Source organism: Streptomyces sp. NPDC057743 (genome assembly GCF_042798755.1).
Classification (GTDB): Bacteria; Actinomycetota; Actinomycetes; order Streptomycetales; family Streptomycetaceae; genus Streptomyces.
In genome coordinates, this window is record NZ_JBHVJX010000004.1 from 20937 (window position 1) to 38967 (window position 18031).

Consider the following 18031-nt stretch of genomic DNA (forward strand, 5'->3'; position numbering starts at 1 on the left):
GTCGATGCGTGGTGCGTGGGCTGGGGCTACCGGGCGGCTTCGATGGTGCGCCGACGCCGGCGTGCCTCAGCAAGTGTGCCGGGTCGTTCAGGGTGCCGGTGGCGCGGTGGCGTGATCCGGCGCATCGGCGGGCTCCTCGTCCGGTCCGTCGGACGGGCCCCGCCTGCGGGAACGGAGCACTTCGAGGGCGATCGGGGTCAGCGAGGCCAGGACCACCAGGCCGACGACGGGCAGCAGGTAGCGGTCGACGTTGGGCACCGAGGAGCCCAGCGCGTATCCCGCGAAGGTGAGGCCGAACGTCCAGATCAAGCCACCGATGAGCTGCCAGAGCGTGAAGACGCGGGCCGGCACGTTCAGGGCGCCGGCGAGCGGGTTGAGCACGGTGCGGACGATGGGCACGAAGCGGGCCAGCAGGATCGCCTTGGCGTGGCCGTAGCGGGCGAGGTACTCCTCGGCGCGGGCGGCGCCCTCCTGCAATTTGCGGGAGCGGCCGCGGGCGAGCAGGGCGCGGCCGCCGCGGCGGCCGATCCAGTAGCCGGTCTGCGAGCCGAGGAGGGTGCCGACCGCGGCGGCGGCCAGCACCTGCGGCAGGGCGAGGTGGACGGCGCCGCCGACGCCGGGCGCGCACAGCAGCCCGGCGGTGAACAGCAGCGAGTCGCCGGGCAGGAAGAAGCCGACCAGGAGGCCGGTCTCGGCGAAGAGGACGACGGCGACCCCGAGCGCGCCGAAGGCGGCGAGCAGGGAGCCGGCGTCGAGGACGTTGACCGCCTGGGCGACGGTGTCGACGTGCAGTGCAGCGGCCGCTACGGCCATGTCAGTGGCCCCTCCCATAATGGGTTGTGGGCCTGCCGAGCGGCGGACCCACCGTCTACAGTGCCGTAGACGGTCTACGGAACTGTAGACGACGGAAGGGTGGAGGCCGTTCCATGTCGGAGACACCACCCGCACAGCGCCGCCCCGCCGGCGAGCTGGAGGCGAGCGTGCTGGCGGCCCTCTGGGCGGCCAAGGGTCCGCTGACCCCGGCCGAGGTGCAGGGCGAGCTGGACGGCCGGCTCGCCCGGACCACCGTGACCACCATCCTCAGCCGGCTGCACGACAAGGGCGCGGTCTCCCGCACCCGCGCCGGCCGCGGCTTCGCCTACTCCCCGATACACGACTCCGCCGGGCTCACCGCCCGGCGGATGCGCAGCGAGCTGGACAAGCAGGACGACCGCACCACCGCGCTCGCCCGCTTCGTCTCCGAGCTGACCTATGAGGACGAGCGGCTGCTCCGCACGCTGCTGGACGAGGCGGAGCCGGGGAGCTCCGACGGCACGGGCCCGCACGGCGGCGCCCCTGGGACCACGCCGTGATCTTCGCCGTCTGGGTCCCGCTGCTGATGCCGCTGTTGGCGGTGCCCGCCGCCCGCCGGCTCGCCGAGTCGCTGCCGCCGCGGGCGGCGGCCTGGCTGCTGACCGGCTGCGCCGCCGTGCTCGCCGCCTGCACGGCCGCGGCGCTGGGCCTGCTCGCGGTCGCCGGGGCGCTGCGGCTGCCGCCGGTCGCCGCCTTCGGTCACCTCCAGCGGGGGCTGCCGGGCACCGACGCGGTGGTGACCGTCCCGGCCGCCCCGATCGCCGGTGCGCTGCTGGCCTGCGGAGCGATCGCCCTCGCCCGCGGCGCGCTGCGGCACCGCGCCGAGCTGCGCGCCGCCCGGCGCACCGCCGACGGCCATGCCCTCGCCGGCGACCTGTGCGTCCTGCCGGACACACAACCCGACGCCTACGCCCTCCCCGGCCGCCCGGGGAGGGTGGTGGTCACCGCCGGGATGCTGCGCGCGCTGCCGTCGGCCGAGCGGGAGGCCCTGTTCGCCCACGAGCGCGCCCATCTCGCCGGCCGCCACCACCTCTTCCTGCTGACCGTCGCGCTGGCCGCGGCCTGGCACCCGCTGCTGCGCGCCCTGCGCGCCCCGTTGGCGTACGCGCTGGAGCGCTGGGCGGACGAGGCCGCCGCCGCCCGGGTGGGCGACCGCCAGCTCACCGCCCGCGCGATCGGCCGCGCCGCACTGGCCACCCGCACGCACCCCGCGGGCCCGCCCCGCCCCGGCCCCGCGCTCGCCGCGACGACCGGCCCGGTCCCCCGCCGCGTCGCCGCCCTGCTCAGCCCCGAGCCCCCGGCGGCCCGCCCCCGAAGCCGCTCCGTCCCCGGCGCCCACCGCCTGATAGCCGCCGCCCTCCTGGCCTGCGTCGCCTTCTCCGCCGCGGGCGCGGTGGACGCCGCGGCCGACCTCCACCAGAACGTGGAAACGGCCCAAGGGGAGCATCCGGGGCGGTAGCGGCGGTGCGTGCTCCGTAGCCGATGGCGCCCGGTCCGTGGGGCCCCTCGGACCACCGGCGCTCTCCCCCTCAAGTCCCGCCCGCCACCCAGCCCTTGGCGCCCAACGGGCAGGCGGCACCCCAGAGCACGCCAGACGGGCGGCCGCCCGCTCACCCCACCCCGTCCGCGACCTCCTTTGCCCCTTCGGTGGCCGGCCCCAGGGCGTCCTCGGCGACCGTGAAGCCCAGGCAGGCGCCGCCGTCGGGGCGGGGCGCGGCGAAGGCCCGGCCCCCGTGGGTCAGGGCCACCTCGCGGACGATGGCGAGGCCGAGGCCCGAGCCGGGGAGGCCGCGGGCGGCCGGGGCGCGGTAGAAGCGGTCGAAGACGTAGGGCAGGTCGCACTCGGCGATGCCGGGGCCGCGGTCGAGGACCTCGACGCGGGCCCCGGTGACCACCACCTCGATCGGCGCGGTCCCGTCGGCGTCGAACTTGGCGGCGTTCTCCAGGAGGTTGCCGACCGCCCGGTGCAGGGCGGCCGGGCGGCCCGCGACCACCGCCGGGCGGTCGGTGCGCACGGTGATCTCCCGGCCGGTGCGCCGACGGGTCGCGGCGGCCGCCCGCTCGACGACCTCGGCCAGGCGCACCTCGGACGCCGGGTCGTCGCCGTGCTGCCCGGCGGCCAGCGCCACCAACTCGTTGACGAGGTCGGTCAGTTCGCGGGCCTCGCCGGCCAGGTCGGCCAGCAGCTCCTCGCGGGCGTCCGGCGGCAGTTCGTCGAAGCGCTTGAGCAGCGAGATGTTGGTGCGCAGCGAGGTCAGCGGGGTGCGCAGCTCGTGCCCGGCGTCCTGGACGAGCCGCTGCTGGTCGCGGATCGCGACGGTCAGCCGGCCGAGCATGTCGTCGAAGGCCCGGCCGAGCCGGGCGACCTCGTCCCGGCCGGCCACCGGCACCTGCACATCGACCCGGCCGTGTCCGGCGACGCTCTCCGCGGCCGCGGTCAGATGGACCAGCCGCCCGGTGATCCGGCGGGCCAGCCACCAACCGACGGCCCCGGCCAGCGCGATCACCCCGGCGGCCAGCAGCACGGTGCGCTGCTGGAGCGCGGCGAGCAGGTCCTCGGTGCCGCTGAACTTCTGGGCGACCTGGACGGCGCCGCGGCCACCGCCGAGCGCCACCGTGGCGACGTGGTACTCCGTCCCGCCGACGACGGCGACCCGTTCCTCGAAGCGGCCGGCCTCCCGCTGTGCGGCCAGGCGCCGTTCGCCGTCGCTCACCGGGAGCGCGGGGCGCCCGGCCTCGGCGATCCGCCCGTCGGCGGTGAGGACCTGGACGTCGGTGCGGGTGGCGCCGGCCAGTTCGTCCCGCGGTCCGCCCGGGTCGCGGCCGGGGCCGGTGGCGTAGTCGGCGACGGTGTGCGGCTCCTGCTGCACCTGGGCCCGCAGGTCCCGGACGACCTCGGTGAAGAACGACTTCTCGTCCATCCGCACCAGCCGGGCCGCCGCGTCATAGCTGAGGAACCCGACCAGCACGGTCACCCCGGCGGCGCCGGCGGCGAAGGCCAGCGCGAAGGAGGTGCGCAGGCTGGCGGGCTTGCGGGCGCGCAGCCAGGCCACCAGCCACCGGCGGGCCCCCGGAAGCCGGACGGACGGCCCGCGGCGCCCGAACACCTCAGTCCTCCCGGAGGACGTAGCCGACGCCGCGCACCGTGTGGATCAGCGGCCGGCTGCCCGGCACGTCCACCTTCCGCCGCAGATAGCCGACGTAGACCGCGAGGTTCTTCGAGCCGGGTCCGAAGTCATAGCCCCATATCCGGTCGTAGATCGTCGAGTGGTCCAGGACGATCCCGGCATTCCGGACCAGCAGCTCCAGCAGTTCGAACTCGGTGCGGGTCAGCTCCAGTTCGCGCTCCCCGCGCCAGGCGCGCCGCGAGGGGCCGTCGATCCGCAGGTCGGCCGCCTCCACGACGCCGCTCTCCGCGGCCCGGGCGTCGTACCCCTCGTCGGGCCCGGCACCGTCGACCGCCCGCGCCGGCGACGGCTGGGCGCTGCGCCGCAGCAGCGCCCGCAGCCGGGCGAAGACCTCCTCGATCTCGAACGGCTTGACCACGTAGTCGTCGGCGCCGGCGTCCAGCCCGGCGATCCGGTCCGCGGTATCGACCCGGGCGGTGAGCATCAGGATCGGGGTGCGGTCCTGTTCGGCGCGGAGCACCTGGCAGACCTGGAGCCCGTCGATCCCCGGCATCATCACGTCCAGCAGGATCACGTCCGGCCGCTCGCGGTGGGCGGCGGCCAGCGCCTGGATACCGTCGGCGACGGCGTGGACGCGGTAGCCCTCCAGGGTCAGCGCGCGTTCCAGCGCGGTGCGGATCGGGCGGTCGTCCTCGGCCAGCAGCACGGAGTGGGTCACCCGGCAAGTCTGCCAAGGCACCCGGTCCGGGACGCGGGTCCCCCCGCGCGGCCGGCCCCACCGGGCGCTTTCTTACCGCGCTCTCACCCGCGCTTACCGGCCTCTCACCCGGGGCACGTCCTCGGCTTACCCGCTCCCGGGACGGTGGCCGCTGCCGGACGGGCCACCCGCGGAACCGGACGCGGACCGGCCCGGCCGACGCACGGACGGCCCGGCGTCGAGGGGCACGGCGCCGACACCCGTGGTCGCACCCCCGGAACACCTCGCAGAGACCCCGCACCACACTCATGAAGATCACGTTCCTGCTGCACAACGCGTACGCCGTCGGCGCCCCCCTGCGCGCCACCCTCGCGCTCGCCGCCGCGCTCGCCGACCGCCACGACGTCGAGTTGGTCTCGATGCTGCGCCACCGGGAGGTCCCGCGGTGCGCGGTGGACCCCCGGCTGCGCCTGGTGCCGCTGGTGGACATCCGGGTGGGCAGCGACGACATGGCGCACCCGCTGTTCGGCGCGCCCGCGCTGGACTTCCCGCGCGCCGACCGGCACCACCACCAGTACAGCCGGCTGGTCGACCTGCGGGCCGCGGAGTTCCTGCGCGCCGCCGACGCCGACGTCCTGATCGGGACCCGGCCGGGCATCAACGCCTATCTGGCCCGCTTCGGCCCCCGCCGGGCCCTGCGGATCGGCCGGGTGCCGCTGCGGTACGACGCGCACGGCGCCCCGCTGCTGGCCGAACTCGCCGACCTCTACCGGTCGTTGGACGCGCTGGTCACCACCACCGAGGCGGAGGCGGCCCGTTGGCGGGCGCGGCTGCCGCTGCCCGGTGTGCGGGTGCTGGCGGTGCCGGCCGTTGTCCCGCCGCCGGACGACCCGCCGGCCGGCCCGGAGGCAAAGCCGGCGGCAGCCCCCGCGACGAGCCCGACCGCGCCGACGCTCGTCGCGGCCGGCCCACTCGTCCCCGGCGAGCGCTTCGACCTGCTCGTCGAGGCGTTCTCCGCGGTCTGCGCCGAACAGCCCGGCTGGCGGCTGCGGATTCACGGCGAGGGTCCCGAACGCGACCGGCTGCGCAGCCTGATCGACGGGCTGGGGCTGGCCGGGCGGGCGGAGTTGGCCGGACCGCGGACGCCGGACGGGGCGGAGTTCGCGGGCGCGACGCTCGCCGCGTCGGCCTCCGACGCCGAGGCGTCCGGGCCGGCCCTGGTCGAGGCGGTGCGGCGCGGCGTCCCGGTCGTCGGCACCGGCCGCCCGCCCGGCCTCGCCGAACTGCTCCAAGACGGCGGCGGGGGCGGGGTGTTGGTGCCGCCCGACGACGGACGAGCGCTGGTCGGGGCGCTGTTGGACCTGGCCGGGAACCCGGAACGGCGCCGGGCGATGGCCGCGGCCGCGCTGGAGAACGCCCGCCGGCACGGCCCCGGACCGGCCGCCGAGCGCTACCGGGCGCTGATCGCGGAGCTGCGCGCCACCCGCCGGGCCCGCTTCGTCCGCCGGGTGTTCAGCCTGGCCCCCGCCCCGGCACCGGCTCGCAGGAACGAACGAAGCTGAAACGGCCGGGCGAACGGGACGAGTTCACCCATCCGCCTCTCCCGCCCCACACGCCCCACCCGCGCCCCGGGTCACCAACTCGCCCGCGCCGCCGGGAACTTCGGCGCGGCAATCTGGCGTCTCCGGTCGTGAACATGCTGAACTGCTGAAGGGGCGACTGCCGCTTCGCGCAGATGACGCTTCGCTTTTCCGTAGGTCCGACGGCAGGAGGCCGCTCATGCTGCACGGTGTCGATGTCAGCTCCTACAACACCGGATATTCCGCCAAGGGTCTGGACTTCGTCCTGATCAAGGCGACCGAGGGCCGCTCCTACGTCAATCCGCACCAGTCGGCCCAGGCGGCGCGGGCCCGCGAGGCGGGGGCCGTGGTCGGCTTCTACCACTTCCTGTGGCCGGGCAACATCGCCGCCCAGGCCCGCTATTTCGTGGAGCGGTGCGCGTCGGTGCACGGCGACGTCCTGGCCGCGGACTGGGAGACCACCGGCGCCGGCTCCTACGCCAGCAACGCGCAGAAGGACCAGTTCCTCCAGGAGGTCAAGAAGCTGCGCCCCAGCCACCGGGTGCTGCTCTACTGCAACCGCGACTTCTGGCTGCACCGCGACACCACCTCGTACGCCGCCGACGGGCTGTGGATCGCCGACTACGTCGCGGCCGGGCACCCGCGGATCAAGGCGAAGTGGCGGATCCACCAGTACACCGACACCCCGCTGGACAAGAACGTCGCCTCCTTCGGCAGCAGGGCCGAGCTCAAGAAGTGGGCGCACCCCGCCTAAACTTCTCGGGCAGTACCCCGATACGCCTGGCCGACACTCCGCGTGACCTGAAGCGCGCGGTGGGGGAACAGCGCGTGACGAAGAGCGTGAAGGAGCACCCGTGACGGACCCGGCGGCCAAGGCCCTGCAGCAGGAGATAGCCCAGGAACTCCAGGTGACCGCGGAGTTCGACGCCGCCCGGGAGATCGAGCGCCGGGTGTCCTTCCTCACAGCGCAGCTCACCTCCACGGGGCTGCGCTCCCTGGTGCTGGGGATCAGCGGCGGTGTCGACTCCACCACCGCGGGTCGGCTCTGCCAGCTCGCCGTGGAGCGGGCCCGCGCCGAGGGTCACGACGCCACGTTCTTCGCCATGCGGCTGCCCTACGGGGTGCAGGCGGACGAGAAGGACGCCCAGCGGGCGGTGGACTTCATCCGCGCCGACCGCCTGCTGACCGTCGACGTCCGGCCGGCCAGCGATGCCGCACTGGCCTCCGCGCTGGACGGCGGCGTCGCCTTCCGCGACGCCCACCAACAGGACTTCGTGCACGGCAACATCAAGGCCCGCCAGCGCATGATCGCCCAGTACGCGGTGGCGGGCGCCCAGGCCGGCCTGGTGGTGGGCACCGACCACGCCGCGGAGGCGGTCTCCGGCTTCTTCACCAAGTTCGGCGACGGCGCGGCCGACGTGGTGCCGCTGACCGGGCTGACCAAGCGCCGGGTGCGCGCCGTCGCCCGGGCGCTGGGCGCCCCCGCCGAGCTGGTCGAGAAGGTCCCGACGGCCGACCTGGAGACCCTCGACCCGGGCAAGCCCGACGAGGACGCGCTGGGCGTCAGCTACGACCAGATCGACGACTTCCTGGAGGGCGAGCCGGTCGAGGAGGCCGCGTTCGAGGCGATCGTCCGGCGCTACCGCCTCACCGCCCACAAGCGGGCGCTGCCGATCGCCCCCTGAGACGGCGGGCGGGCCACCGCGCCCGCCCGGCACCGTCCCGTCACACGACGGCCAGGCGACGGTCATCGCCGCGGTGCTAAACCATGGCCCACAGCGGGCATGCATCCGGCCATGGGAAGCCACGAAGTGCGATCGGAAGATCAACTGTCAGTGGGGCCGCCTACTCTCCACGGTATGGGTGACGCACGCCTGCACGAACTCCAGACCGCGCTGACCGCTGCCTGTGACCTCGCCTCCGCGCTGCACTCGGCGCCGACCCGGCAGGACGCCGACGAGCTCGTCGACGTCCTCCGCCGGGCGCTGACCGCCGCCAGCTCGCTGGGCGGGACCACCGCCGGCCCGACGGGCTGCGCCCTGCATCCCCACGGCGCGGTGGATCCGCTCCACGGCGACCCCGAGGACCCACTGCCCCCGGGCTACGGCAAGTGCCTGCTGTGCAACGACCGCAGGCGCCGGGCGGACGCCCACCCCGGGCACGTCCGCCCGATCGCCCGCCGGCGCCCGCACCCGGACTGGCACCGGCAGTTGAGCGCATAGCGCACGCCTGCCTTGGGGCGGGCCCTAGCCGGGCGTGCCACCGGAGTCGTTCGGCTCCTGCGCGCCGCGCCCGGCCGCGGCGTCCCGTTTGCGGTCCGGGCGCAGGGCGATCCGGCCGAGCACGGCGGCGATCACCAGCGCGGCGAGGGCGAGCAGGACCGCGTTGGGCACGGCGTCGCCCAGGTGGCGCGCCCACTTCTCCAGCCGGATGTCGGAGTCCGCGTCGACGATCCCGGGCAGCGCGCTGGTCCCGTTGAAGGTCAGGAACAGCACGCCGATGCCGATGAAGAACAGGCCGGAAACCACCGACGTGGTGTGCAGCCGCAGCCGGCCGAGGGTGAACTCGCGGCCGCGCAGCCAGCCCCGGGTGCCCAGCCGGAAGCGGTCCCAGAGCAGGGCGAGCACGAAGAGCGGCAGCGCCATGCCCAGCGCGTAGACGGCGAGCATCGAGGCGCCGTAGACCGGGGAGCCGCTGACCGCGGTCACGGTCAGCACCGAGCCGAGGATCGGCCCGGCGCAGAAGCCGGCCAGGCCGTAGACGCAGCCGAGCAGGAAGGTGGACAGGGCGGTGCGCGGGGTGATCCGGGCAGCCGCTTCCTGTGCGCGCCGGGAGGCGAAGCCCAGGCCGACGATCTGCGCCAGGCCGAGCGCGATGACGAGCCAGCCGCCGACCGCGATCAGGAGGTCGCGGTTGCCGTTGAAGAGCTTGCTGGCGGCGGTGGAGGCCGCGCCCAGCGGCACCAGGGTGGTGGCCAGCCCCAGGTAGAACACCCCGGTGCGGGCCAGCAGTCGGCCGGGGCTGGCCAGCGAGTAGGCGAAGAACGCCGGGAGCAGCAGGGCGCTGCACGGGCTGATCAGTGCGAGCGCCCCGCCGAGGAACGCGGCGAGGTAGCCGATGTCGCCGGTCACTTGCCGGCCCCCGCGCCCTTGTGCCGCGCGCTCGCGGCGGCCTGCTCGATGGTCTGCTCGAAGAGCCGGGTCTCCTGCGCGCCGGCGACCGGCCGGCCGTTGATCAGGAAGGACGGGGTGGACTGCACGCCGATCTGGTAGCCCTCCTCCTGGTCCTTCTTCAACGCCTGCTCGGCGGCCGGGGAGTTCAGGTCGGTGCGGAACCTGTCCAGGTCGGGCACGCCGGCGGTGCGAGCCAGCTCGACCAGCTTGTCCTCGGCGAGCGCGTCGCCCTTGCGGGTCTTGGCGTAGAGCTCGTCGTGCAGCTGCCAGAACTTGCCCTGCCGGCCGGCGGCCCAGGAGGCGCGGGCGGCGCGCTCGGAGTCGGCGCCGTAGATGGTGAAGTTGCGGAACTCGATCCGCAGGGTGCCGTCGTCGACGTACTTCTTGACCAGCTCGGGCTGGGTCTCGCGGGTGAAGCGGCCGCAGAACGAGCACTGGTAGTCGGCGTATTCGACCAGCACGACGGGGGCGTCGGGCTTGCCGAGGGCCAGCGGGTCGCCGGCGGTGCGGCGGCTGGTGCGCTTGGCGAGGTCGTCGTACAACTTCTGCTGGCCGTCGTCCTCCTGGGGCGTGACGGAGGCGGCGGCGCCGGGGGTGGTCTCCCGGCCGTTCTCGACGGCCTTGCCGACCGCGACGGCGATGGCGATCACCGCCACCACCAGCGCGAGGACCGCGCCGACGGCGGCGAGTTTGCGGGCAGGGGAAGCGGAAGCGGGCATGCGAAAGCTCCTGTGGTGCGAAGGGGGTGTACGAGCGGGGAGGCCGGGCGGATCGGCCTATATCCGCAGTACGGGCAGGAGCGCGGTGTGGTCCGTGGCGGGGCCGCCGTCGGTGGGCGGGCGGGCCAGGGCGAAGGTCCGGGGGAGGTCGGCGGCGAGCGGCCCGGGCCCGGTGGTGTCCGGGGCGAGCGGCTCGGCGCGGTGCGGGGCCGGCAGCGGGGCGGCCTCGCCGGGGCTCGGCGCATGGCGGCCGGAGCAGTGCTTGACGCCGTCGGCCACCGCGATCGGGGCGGTGGCGGCCGGCGCCGCGGCGGAGGCGGTGGTCGGGCCCGCGGGGGCGCTGCGCCAGATGTCGGCGGCCGCGGCGGCGCGGCCGGCGAGCCACGCCTGGTCGCCGCCGATCCGGCAGAGCAACGGGCCGAACGCGACCGCGAGGAGGAGCAGCAGGGTCAGCGTCGCGGAGCGGCGCAGCCGGCGCATGGTCCCTCCCCCTCACGTGTTCGGTCCGAGTCGTATGGGTCCGTGTCCTTCGGAACGTCCCATCCTACGGACCGCCGGCGACGGGTGACCGCGAACGGCGGCGGACGGCTGCGAACGGCGGCGGTGGCATAGCTCACCCCGCCACTCCCCTCATTTGATGGCGAGTTGTCGTGCCATACCCTCTTTGTCGGCTTTGGTCGGCGGCGGGGCGGCCTGCGATAGTCGTCCGCGGCGACCGCCCGTTGACGCGGGTCCGGTCGCGTCCGGCCGCGCGGGCCACCCCTTCCGCCCGCCGACGGCCGGGAACCGGGGCCCGCCCCGCGGCATCCCGCGGGACGGCCCCGGTCCCGTTTCACGGGAGCGACGCCCCGACGGTCAGCAGCCGGTCAGCGGTCGCTGACCCGGATCTCGAACCAGGTCGTCTTGCCGCGCGGCAGCAGGTCCACGCCCCAGCGGTCCGAGAGCTTGTCGACGAGGAAGAGCCCGCGCCCGCTGACGTCCATCGCCTGCACCGGCATCAGACAGGGCAGCCCGCGCGAGGGGTCGCGCACCTCCACCCGGATCCAGCCGCGCCGGCGCAGTATCCGCAGCCCGAACGTCCGGGCGCCGGTGTGCCGCACGGCGTTGCCCACCAACTCCGAGACCAGCAGCACGGAGTGCTCGGCGAGTTGGGGCGTCAGGGACCACTGCGTGAGGAGGATGGCGGCGGTCAACCGGCGTGCGATGCGCGCGGACTGGGGGCGCGAGGGAAGTCTGACCTCGCCCAGGGTCGGGTCGCCGACCAGGTCGAGCCCGGTGGGCACCGGTCCGGCCGGGGCCGGGGGCGGCTGCCCCTCCGTGCCGGGAATCCCCCAGCGTGCGGCGGCCGTTCCGCTCCGCGGCCGCGGCTGCTCCGTTCCATCCAGGCCCGCCATGCCCCCATCATGACCGCTCGTCAGTGCGTTGGGGGGCGGAACCTGCGGAATCCCGTGTCCGGAATCACCGGCTCCGCGCCTCCCCCGCGACATATGCCAACGGCAGCGAAAGGCCGTCACCACCCCGCTGACCTGCGGCGCTCTCGTGCGGGCGACGACGGCTCAACGGCCGCCGGCGGGGCCCCATTACGGTGTGGCGAGCGTTTCCGCAATTCGCCCACACGAGGCATGGCGTACCGGCCACTTCACATACGCCACGTCAACAACAGCCGCCTCAGAGGAACTTGGCCTTGCCCGGCCCGTCCTCGACGAAGCTGCGCATCCCGATCTCCCGGTCCTCGGTGGCGAACAGCCCGGCGAACCAGTTGCGTTCGACCGTCAGGCCGGTCTCGATGTCCGTCTCCAGCCCGGCGTCGACGGATTCCTTGGCGGCCCGCAGCGCCAGCGCGGGGCCGGACGCCAGCCGCGCCGCCCAGTCGTGCGCCTGCGCGCGGACCTCGTCGGCGGGCACCACCCGGTCCACCAGGCCGATGGCGAGCGCCTCGTCGGCCTTGACGTGCCGGCCGGTGAAGATCAGGTCCTTGGCCTTCGACGGGCCCAACAGCCGGGCCAGCCGCTGGGTGCCGCCGGCGCCCGGGATCAGGCCGAGCAGGATCTCGGGCTGGCCCAACTTGGCGTTCTCGGCGGCGATCCGGAAGTCGGCGCAGAGCGCCAACTCGCAGCCGCCGCCGAGGGCGTAGCCGGTGAGCGCGGCGACCACCGGCTTGGGGATCTTGGCCACGGCGGTGAACGAGTCCTGCAGGGCCTTGGCCCGCACGATCATCGCGGCGTGGTCCATGGCCTGCATTTCCTTGATGTCCGCGCCGGCCGCGAACACCTTCTCGCCGCCCCAGAGGACGACCGCGCGGATGTCGTCGCGGCGGCCGGCCTCCTCGGCGAGTACGCGGAGCCGGTCCTGGGTGGCGATGTCCAGGGCGTTCATCGGCGGGCGGTCCAGACGGATGGTGCCGACGCCGTCGGCGACCTCAAGATGCACAGTCATGCCGGCAGGTTAGTACGCGTTAACGCCTGCGCGCCGCCCCGCCCCCGGCCGTCCGCCGCCCCCCCCACGTCCCTTAGCCGGCCCGCCACTTGGCCCAGGAGAGGTTCCAGTCGCCGAAGCCGTTGTCGGGCTGGACGGTGCGGTCGTGGGAGTTCTTGACGATGACGAGGTCGCCGATGAGGGAGTTGCGGTAGAACCAGGCCGCGGGGGTGTCGGGGTCGCCGCCGCCGCGCTGGTCGTAGAGGCCGACGCAGCCGTGGCTGGCGTTGCGGGTGCCGAACGCGGCCCGGCCCGACCAGTAGTTGCCGTGGATGAAGGTGCCGGAAGCGCTCAGCCGCATCGCGTGCGGGACGTCCTTGATGTCGTATTCGCCGCCGTAGCCGACGGTCTGGCCGTTCATCCGGGTCACCAGGCTCTTCTCGCTGATCACCATCTGGCCGTTGTAGGTCTCGGTGCCGGGGGCGCCCGCGGTGATCGGCACGGTCCTGAGGGTCTTGCCGTCGCGCACCACCGTCATCTGCTTCGTCCGGGCGTCGACGGTGCTGACCTGGCTGCGACCGACGGTGAACGAGACCTGCTTGGCCTGGGTGCCGTAGACGCCGGGGCGGCCCTCGACGCCGTTGAGGTCGAGGCGGAGGGTGACCTTGGTGCCGGGCGCCCAGTACTTCTCCGGGCGGAAGTCCAGGCGGTCGTTGCCGAACCAGTGGCCGACGATCGGGACGGTGGGCCGGGCGGTGACCTTGATGGCCCGCTCGACGGCCCGGGGGTTGGTGATGCCGCGGCTGAAACGGATCGAGACCGGCATTCCGACGCCGACCCGTTGGCCGTTCTCGGGGCTGTACTCGCCGATGAAGGTGTTCTTCGGGACGAGGGTGGTGAACGAGGCGTGCTCGGCGGCCTGTCGGCCCCGGTGGTCCACGGCCACCGCTTCCACGGTGTACCGCGTCGAGGCGCCGAGGTGGGTGCTGGGCCGCCACAGGGCGCCGCCGCCGGATATCTGCCCGTCGACCTCGTTGCCCTTGGCGTCGGTGACCTTGACCGAACGCAGCGTGCCCTGCCGGGCGGTGACCTTCAGGGCGCCGCTGGTGGCCACGTCCCGGGCGCCGTCCCCGGGCGCTATCACCACGGCGGCCTGTGAGGCGGTCCCCGCCGTCGAGCGCCCGCGCGGCGTGCCGTCCGCGTCGCCGCCGCAGGCGGAGACCAACAGCAGCAGCGGAGCGAGCAGCAGCGCGAGCGGACCGCCCGCGCGGCGCACCGGCGACCGGCGCACCGGCTCCCCCGGCATCGGTTGGACGTTCACGACTGGCCCCTTTCCCCCTCGCACGGCCCGCGACTGGCCCGCGCCCGGGCGACGCCGACCGGGTGCGTGCCGCTAGATAACCACACCGCACCGACAGTCAACTCCCCACGCTGGTAGGCGTTTAGTCGCGTGCGGCGGGTGGGGCTGCGGGCATGCGTACGAGCGCCCGGTGACGCGCGCCGGGGCCTCAAACGGCCGGAGCCGGTTCAGTGCCGTGCGCCGCCCGCCCGCCAGACCGACCACGGCATGTTCCAGCCACCCAGGCCGTTGTCGGCGGCGACGGTGCGGTCCGGGGAGTTGTGGACCTCCACGGTGTCGCCGACGATCGAGTTCCGGTACAGCCAGCCGGCGGGGGTGTCCGGACCGCCGCCCCGGATGTCCTTCAACCCGACGCAGCCGTGGCTGGTGTTGAGGCCGCCGAAGACCCGGGGCGAGGCCCAGTAGTTGCCGTGCAGGAAGGTGCCGGAGCGGGTCAGCCGCATGGCGTGCGGCACGTCCGGGATGTCGTACTCGGTGCCGAAGCCGACGGTGTCCCCGTCCATCCGGGTCACCGCGTGCCGCTCCAGGATCACCATCGTCCCGTTGTAGGTGGGGTTGTCCTCGTTGCCGGCGGTCACCGGCAGGACGGCCAGCAGCCGGCCGTCACGGTGGACGGTCAGCGTGTGCCGGGCGACGTCCACGACGCTGACCTGGTCCCGGCCCACCCGGTAGTGCAGGGTCTTGTGTTGGACCCCGTAGGAGCCGGGGCCGGTCCGCACCTCGCGCAGCCGCAGCCGGACGGTGAGGCGGGTGCCGGGGCGCCAACGGGTGCGGGGACGGAAGTCCAGCCTCCGGTGGCCGAACCAGTGCGGGGCGATCTCGACGGCGGGCCGGGCGCTGACCGTGACCGCGCGCTCGACGGCGGCGCGGTCGACGACCGGCCGGTTGAAGACCAGCGAGAAGATCAGGCCGGTGCCGACCGTGGTGCCGCTCTCCGGCGAGTAGAAGCCGAGGACGCGGTGCGCGGGCGCGAAGGTGGTGAAGGTGGTGCGCCGGCTGGTGCGGCGGCCGGCGCCGTCCAGCGCGACCGCGTCCACGGTGTACCGGGCGCCGAGTTCGAGGGAGTCGGAGACCGGTCGCCAGATCGTGCCGTCCCGGGAGATCCGGCCGGCGACCGGCTGCCGGCCGCCGCCGGACGTGCGGTTGACCTCGACCCGCTCCAACCGGCCCGTCGGCACCCGGACCTCCAGCCGCCCGTTGGCCCGTACGCCGCGGGCGCCGTCTCCGGGGACGATGCGGATGGCCTCCTCCGGGGCGGGTGGCGCGCCCCCGAGGAAGAGGTCCGGTTGGGCGCAGCCGGTCAGCGCCACCGCGCCGGTGAGCGCGGCCAGCAGTGCGCGGGTGGTGCGGCTCAGGCGGTGCGGCCGGCGGCCCGTCGGCGCGCGGCCCGCGGTGCGGCCCCGGGGGGCGCCCCCTGGTCGGTGGTCCTGATGGCCGGTCATACGCCGGATTGTGACGGATGATGCGCGAGTTGGACGGTATGCCGCGTATCGGAATGTCATGGACGCGCCGCGGCACGGGCGGGGCGGCTTTGCCGGGCGCACCACGGACCGCGGCGAGCGGACCCGGGACAACGGAACTCCGCGGTGGCGCGAAGCGTGAGGCAACGCCCGGTTGCGGGCAGAACAACGGTGCAGCACCGCACCGCGGGCGGCGGCCCCGCGCACGGCCGGGACGCCCCCGGTCGACGGCCGGGCGACCGCCCGGACTTGAGCCCTTCAGCCGCAGGAGGCCGGCACGTGTCCAGCGCACCCGAGCAGGAGGCGGTGGCGGACCAACCGCTCGCCCCGCCCGCGGACGTCCGCCCCGGCAGCCCGACGCCCCTGGGGGCCCGCCACCGCACCGGGCCGGACGGCGCCGCCGGCACCAACTTCGCCCTCTGGGCGGGCGGCGCCGAGGCCGTCGAGCTGTGCCTCTTCGACGACGAGGGGCAGGAGACCCGCTACGCCCTCACCGAGCTGACCCACGAGATCTGGCACGGCTTCCTGCCCGGCGTCCACCCCGGCCAGCGCTACGGCTACCGCGTGCACGGCCGCTGGGACCCCTGGACGGGCGCCCGTTGGAACCCGGCGAAGCTGCTGCTCGACCCGTACGCCCGGGCCGTGGACGGCGACTTCGGGACCCGTACCGAGACCGGCCCCACCGGTCCCGCGCTGCCCGCCCAGCTCTACGGGCACGTCCGGGACTGGCCCGAGCAGCACATCGCCGACACCGTGCGGGACGACCGCGACTCGGCGCCGCACGTCCCCAAGGGCGTGGTGGTCGGCGGGTACGACGACGGGGACGGGGGCGACGAGTGGCGGGACGACCGGCGGCCCAAGACCCCGTGGCCGGATTCGGTCCTCTACGAGCTCCACGTCAAGGGCTTCACCATGCGCCACCCCGGCATCCCGGAGCGGCTGCGCGGCACCTACGCCGGCCTCGCCCACCCGGCGGCGCTCGCGCACCTCACCCGCCTCGGGGTGACCGCCGTCGAGCTGCTGCCGGTCCACCAGTTCGCGCACGAGGACCACTTGGTGCGCCGCGGGCTGCGCAACTACTGGGGCTACAACTCCATCGGCTACTTCGCGCCGCACGCCGGGTACGCCGCCACCGGGACCCGCGGCCAACAGGTGGGCGAGTTCAAGCGGATGGTGCGGGCGCTGCACGACGCCGGCATCGAGGTGATCCTCGACGTCGTCTACAACCACACCGCGGAGGCCGGTGAACGGGGCCCGACCCTCAGTCTGCGCGGCATCGACAACCGCGGCTACTACCGCCTCCAGGGGGACCCGCGCCGCTACGCCGACTACACCGGGTGCGGCAACACCCTCCACGTCGTCCAGCCGCAGGTCCTGCGGCTGATCACCGACTCGCTGCGCTACTGGGTCACCGAGATGGGCGTGGACGGCTTCCGCTTCGACCTGGCCGCCGCGCTGGCCCGCTCCCTGCACGACGTCGACATGCTCTCCCCGTTCCTCGCGGTGATCGCCCAGGACCCGGTGCTGCGCCGGGTCAAGCTGATCGCCGAGCCGTGGGACGTCGGCGCCGGCGGCTACCAGGTGGGCGCCTTCCCGCCGTTGTGGACGGAGTGGAACGACCGCTACCGGGACACCGTCCGGGACTTCTGGCGCGGCGGCGCCCACGACGTCCGCGACCTGGGCTACCGGCTCTCCGGGTCCAGCGACCTCTACGCCTGGGGCGGCCGCCGCCCGTACGCCTCGGTCAACTTCATCACCGCGCACGACGGCTTCACCCTGCGCGACCTGGTCAGCTACGAGCACAAGCACAACGAGGCCAACGGCGAGGACAACCGGGACGGCACCCACGACAACCGGTCCTGGAACTGCGGCACCGAGGGCCCCAGCGACGACCCCGCCGTCGCCGCGCTGCGCCGCCGCCAGCTCCGCAACCTGCTGACCACGCTGCTGCTGTCCACCGGCGTCCCGATGCTGGTGGCCGGCGACGAGCTGGGCCGCACCCAGCACGGCAACAACAACGCCTACTGCCAGGACAACGCGACCAGTTGGCTCGACTGGTCGCTGCTGGACGACCCCCACTGGCGGGCCCTGGCCACCCTCACCGCCCGCCTGATCGCGCTGCGCCGCGCCCACCCGGTGCTCCGCCGCCGGGCGTTCTTCTCCGGCCGCCCGCAGCGCCGCGGCGGCCTGCGCGACCTGGCGTGGTTCCGCGCGGACGGCACCGAGATGACCGAGGCGGACTGGTACGCCCCCGGCGCCACGCTGGCCATGTACCTGTCCGGCAACGACATCCCGCAGCGCGACGCCCACGGCGCCCGGGTCACCGACGACAGCTTCCTGGCCGTGCTGCACGCCGACCATCGCCCCCGGGACGTGGTCCTGCCCGGCCTGCCCTGGGCGGGCGCCTACGAGCTCCTGGTGGACACCTCCGTCGAGCCGGGCGGGCCAGACAGTCCACATGGGGCGGACACGGCGGACGGAACGCCCCAACTCCCCCCTGTGGCCGGCACGTTCGCGGCCGGCGCCGAACTCACCGTCCCGGAACGGACGGTGCTGCTGTTCCGCGCGGTGCCCGGCTGACGAGACGGGCGCACCGGGCCGGAGGCCGGATGTCCGACTCCGCGTCAACAAGCCTCATACCAAGGCG

The 18031-nt window shown here is 74.7% G+C and carries 17 protein-coding genes; 7 read left to right on the top strand and 10 right to left on the bottom strand.

Annotated features, from left to right (window positions below; all coding sequences use genetic code 11):
- Positions 1 to 87: 87 nt before the first annotated feature.
- Positions 88 to 813: a DedA family protein gene (locus ACFVFQ_RS05385; RefSeq protein WP_383409040.1), complete on the bottom strand. Its 726-nt coding sequence runs from the start codon at positions 811 to 813 to the stop codon at positions 88 to 90.
- 113 nt (positions 814 to 926) lie between these two features.
- Here ACFVFQ_RS05385 and ACFVFQ_RS05390 point away from each other — a divergent pair, with 113 nt between their 5' ends.
- Both ACFVFQ_RS05390 and ACFVFQ_RS05395 read left to right on the top strand, forming a co-directional pair.
- Positions 927 to 1352, top strand: coding sequence for a BlaI/MecI/CopY family transcriptional regulator (locus ACFVFQ_RS05390; protein ID WP_383409043.1), 426 nt, complete (start codon positions 927 to 929; stop codon positions 1350 to 1352).
- On the top strand, positions 1349 to 2311 hold the full coding sequence (locus ACFVFQ_RS05395) for a M56 family metallopeptidase (RefSeq protein WP_383409046.1): 963 nt from the start codon (positions 1349 to 1351) through the stop codon (positions 2309 to 2311). Before ACFVFQ_RS05390 ends, ACFVFQ_RS05395 begins: the two co-directional genes overlap by 4 nt.
- Positions 2312 to 2462: 151 nt before the next feature.
- On the opposite strand, the gene ACFVFQ_RS05400 is transcribed toward ACFVFQ_RS05395, so the two are convergent.
- Positions 2463 to 3959 (bottom strand): ATP-binding protein, encoded by a 1497-nt coding sequence (locus ACFVFQ_RS05400; RefSeq protein WP_383409049.1) that lies wholly within the window; start codon positions 3957 to 3959, stop codon positions 2463 to 2465.
- Position 3960: 1 nt separating this feature from the next.
- Complete coding sequence (locus tag ACFVFQ_RS05405) at positions 3961 to 4698, bottom strand: response regulator transcription factor (RefSeq protein WP_383409052.1); 738 nt, start codon at positions 4696 to 4698, stop codon at positions 3961 to 3963.
- A gap of 287 nt (positions 4699 to 4985) precedes the next feature.
- Here ACFVFQ_RS05405 and ACFVFQ_RS05410 point away from each other — a divergent pair, with 287 nt between their 5' ends.
- From ACFVFQ_RS05410 to ACFVFQ_RS05425, 4 genes are all read left to right on the top strand, one after another.
- Positions 4986 to 6239 carry a glycosyltransferase gene (locus ACFVFQ_RS05410; protein ID WP_383409055.1) on the top strand — a complete coding sequence of 418 codons (1254 nt, stop codon included), beginning with the start codon at positions 4986 to 4988 and terminating at the stop codon, positions 6237 to 6239.
- Between the two features lie 217 nt (positions 6240 to 6456).
- Positions 6457 to 7011 carry a GH25 family lysozyme gene (locus ACFVFQ_RS05415; RefSeq protein WP_383409058.1) on the top strand — a complete coding sequence of 185 codons (555 nt, stop codon included), beginning with the start codon at positions 6457 to 6459 and terminating at the stop codon, positions 7009 to 7011.
- Positions 7012 to 7111: 100 nt separating this feature from the next.
- Positions 7112 to 7942 carry an ammonia-dependent NAD(+) synthetase gene (gene nadE / locus ACFVFQ_RS05420; RefSeq protein WP_383409061.1) on the top strand — a complete coding sequence of 277 codons (831 nt, stop codon included), beginning with the start codon at positions 7112 to 7114 and terminating at the stop codon, positions 7940 to 7942.
- Between the two features lie 174 nt (positions 7943 to 8116).
- Complete coding sequence (locus ACFVFQ_RS05425) at positions 8117 to 8479, top strand: hypothetical protein (protein ID WP_383409065.1); 363 nt, start codon at positions 8117 to 8119, stop codon at positions 8477 to 8479.
- Positions 8480 to 8503: 24 nt separating this feature from the next.
- On the opposite strand, the gene ACFVFQ_RS05430 is transcribed toward ACFVFQ_RS05425, so the two are convergent.
- The 7 genes from ACFVFQ_RS05430 to ACFVFQ_RS05460 all read right to left on the bottom strand — a co-directional run bounded on the left by ACFVFQ_RS05430 (position 8504) and on the right by ACFVFQ_RS05460 (position 15366).
- The gene (locus tag ACFVFQ_RS05430) at positions 8504 to 9388 is read right to left on the bottom strand and encodes a cytochrome c biogenesis CcdA family protein (RefSeq protein WP_383409069.1); all 885 of its coding nucleotides are present in this window, start codon (positions 9386 to 9388) and stop codon (positions 8504 to 8506) included.
- Complete coding sequence (locus ACFVFQ_RS05435; RefSeq protein ID WP_383409074.1) at positions 9385 to 10149, bottom strand: DsbA family protein; 765 nt, start codon at positions 10147 to 10149, stop codon at positions 9385 to 9387. The genes ACFVFQ_RS05430 and ACFVFQ_RS05435 overlap by 4 nt, the downstream gene beginning before the upstream one ends.
- A gap of 57 nt (positions 10150 to 10206) precedes the next feature.
- Positions 10207 to 10629, bottom strand: coding sequence for a hypothetical protein (locus ACFVFQ_RS05440; RefSeq protein WP_383409077.1), 423 nt, complete (start codon positions 10627 to 10629; stop codon positions 10207 to 10209).
- Positions 10630 to 11015: 386 nt separating this feature from the next.
- A complete protein-coding gene (locus tag ACFVFQ_RS05445) occupies positions 11016 to 11543 on the bottom strand; it encodes an ATP-binding protein (protein ID WP_383409080.1) in 528 nt (175 codons plus the stop codon).
- Positions 11544 to 11817: 274 nt separating this feature from the next.
- A complete protein-coding gene (locus ACFVFQ_RS05450) occupies positions 11818 to 12585 on the bottom strand; it encodes an enoyl-CoA hydratase/isomerase family protein (protein WP_383409082.1) in 768 nt (255 codons plus the stop codon).
- Between the two features lie 73 nt (positions 12586 to 12658).
- The gene (locus ACFVFQ_RS05455) at positions 12659 to 13885 is read right to left on the bottom strand and encodes an Ig-like domain-containing protein (RefSeq protein ID WP_383409085.1); all 1227 of its coding nucleotides are present in this window, start codon (positions 13883 to 13885) and stop codon (positions 12659 to 12661) included.
- A gap of 206 nt (positions 13886 to 14091) precedes the next feature.
- A complete protein-coding gene (locus ACFVFQ_RS05460; RefSeq protein ID WP_383409088.1) occupies positions 14092 to 15366 on the bottom strand; it encodes an Ig-like domain-containing protein in 1275 nt (424 codons plus the stop codon).
- A 297-nt stretch (positions 15367 to 15663) separates the two neighbouring features.
- Here ACFVFQ_RS05460 and glgX point away from each other — a divergent pair, with 297 nt between their 5' ends.
- Complete coding sequence (gene glgX / locus ACFVFQ_RS05465; protein WP_383409091.1) at positions 15664 to 17964, top strand: glycogen debranching protein GlgX; 2301 nt, start codon at positions 15664 to 15666, stop codon at positions 17962 to 17964.
- Positions 17965 to 18031: the final 67 nt, after the last annotated feature.

What these genes read in the sequence shown, in the direction of transcription:
- ACFVFQ_RS05425 (WP_383409065.1), top strand. Translation starts at nt 8,117, where the DNA reads ATGGGTGACGCACGCCTGCACGAACTCCAGACCGCGCTGACCGCTGCC.
- ACFVFQ_RS05440 (WP_383409077.1), bottom strand. Translation starts at nt 10,629, where the DNA reads ATGCGCCGGCTGCGCCGCTCCGCGACGCTGACCCTGCTGCTCCTCCTC.
- ACFVFQ_RS05390 (WP_383409043.1), top strand. Translation starts at nt 927, where the DNA reads ATGTCGGAGACACCACCCGCACAGCGCCGCCCCGCCGGCGAGCTGGAG.
- ACFVFQ_RS05385 (WP_383409040.1), bottom strand. Translation starts at nt 813, where the DNA reads ATGGCCGTAGCGGCCGCTGCACTGCACGTCGACACCGTCGCCCAGGCG.
- ACFVFQ_RS05410 (WP_383409055.1), top strand. Translation starts at nt 4,986, where the DNA reads ATGAAGATCACGTTCCTGCTGCACAACGCGTACGCCGTCGGCGCCCCC.
- ACFVFQ_RS05450 (WP_383409082.1), bottom strand. Translation starts at nt 12,585, where the DNA reads ATGACTGTGCATCTTGAGGTCGCCGACGGCGTCGGCACCATCCGTCTG.
- ACFVFQ_RS05415 (WP_383409058.1), top strand. Translation starts at nt 6,457, where the DNA reads ATGCTGCACGGTGTCGATGTCAGCTCCTACAACACCGGATATTCCGCC.
- ACFVFQ_RS05460 (WP_383409088.1), bottom strand. Translation starts at nt 15,366, where the DNA reads ATGACCGGCCATCAGGACCACCGACCAGGGGGCGCCCCCCGGGGCCGC.
- ACFVFQ_RS05435 (WP_383409074.1), bottom strand. Translation starts at nt 10,149, where the DNA reads ATGCCCGCTTCCGCTTCCCCTGCCCGCAAACTCGCCGCCGTCGGCGCG.
- ACFVFQ_RS05445 (WP_383409080.1), bottom strand. Translation starts at nt 11,543, where the DNA reads ATGGCGGGCCTGGATGGAACGGAGCAGCCGCGGCCGCGGAGCGGAACG.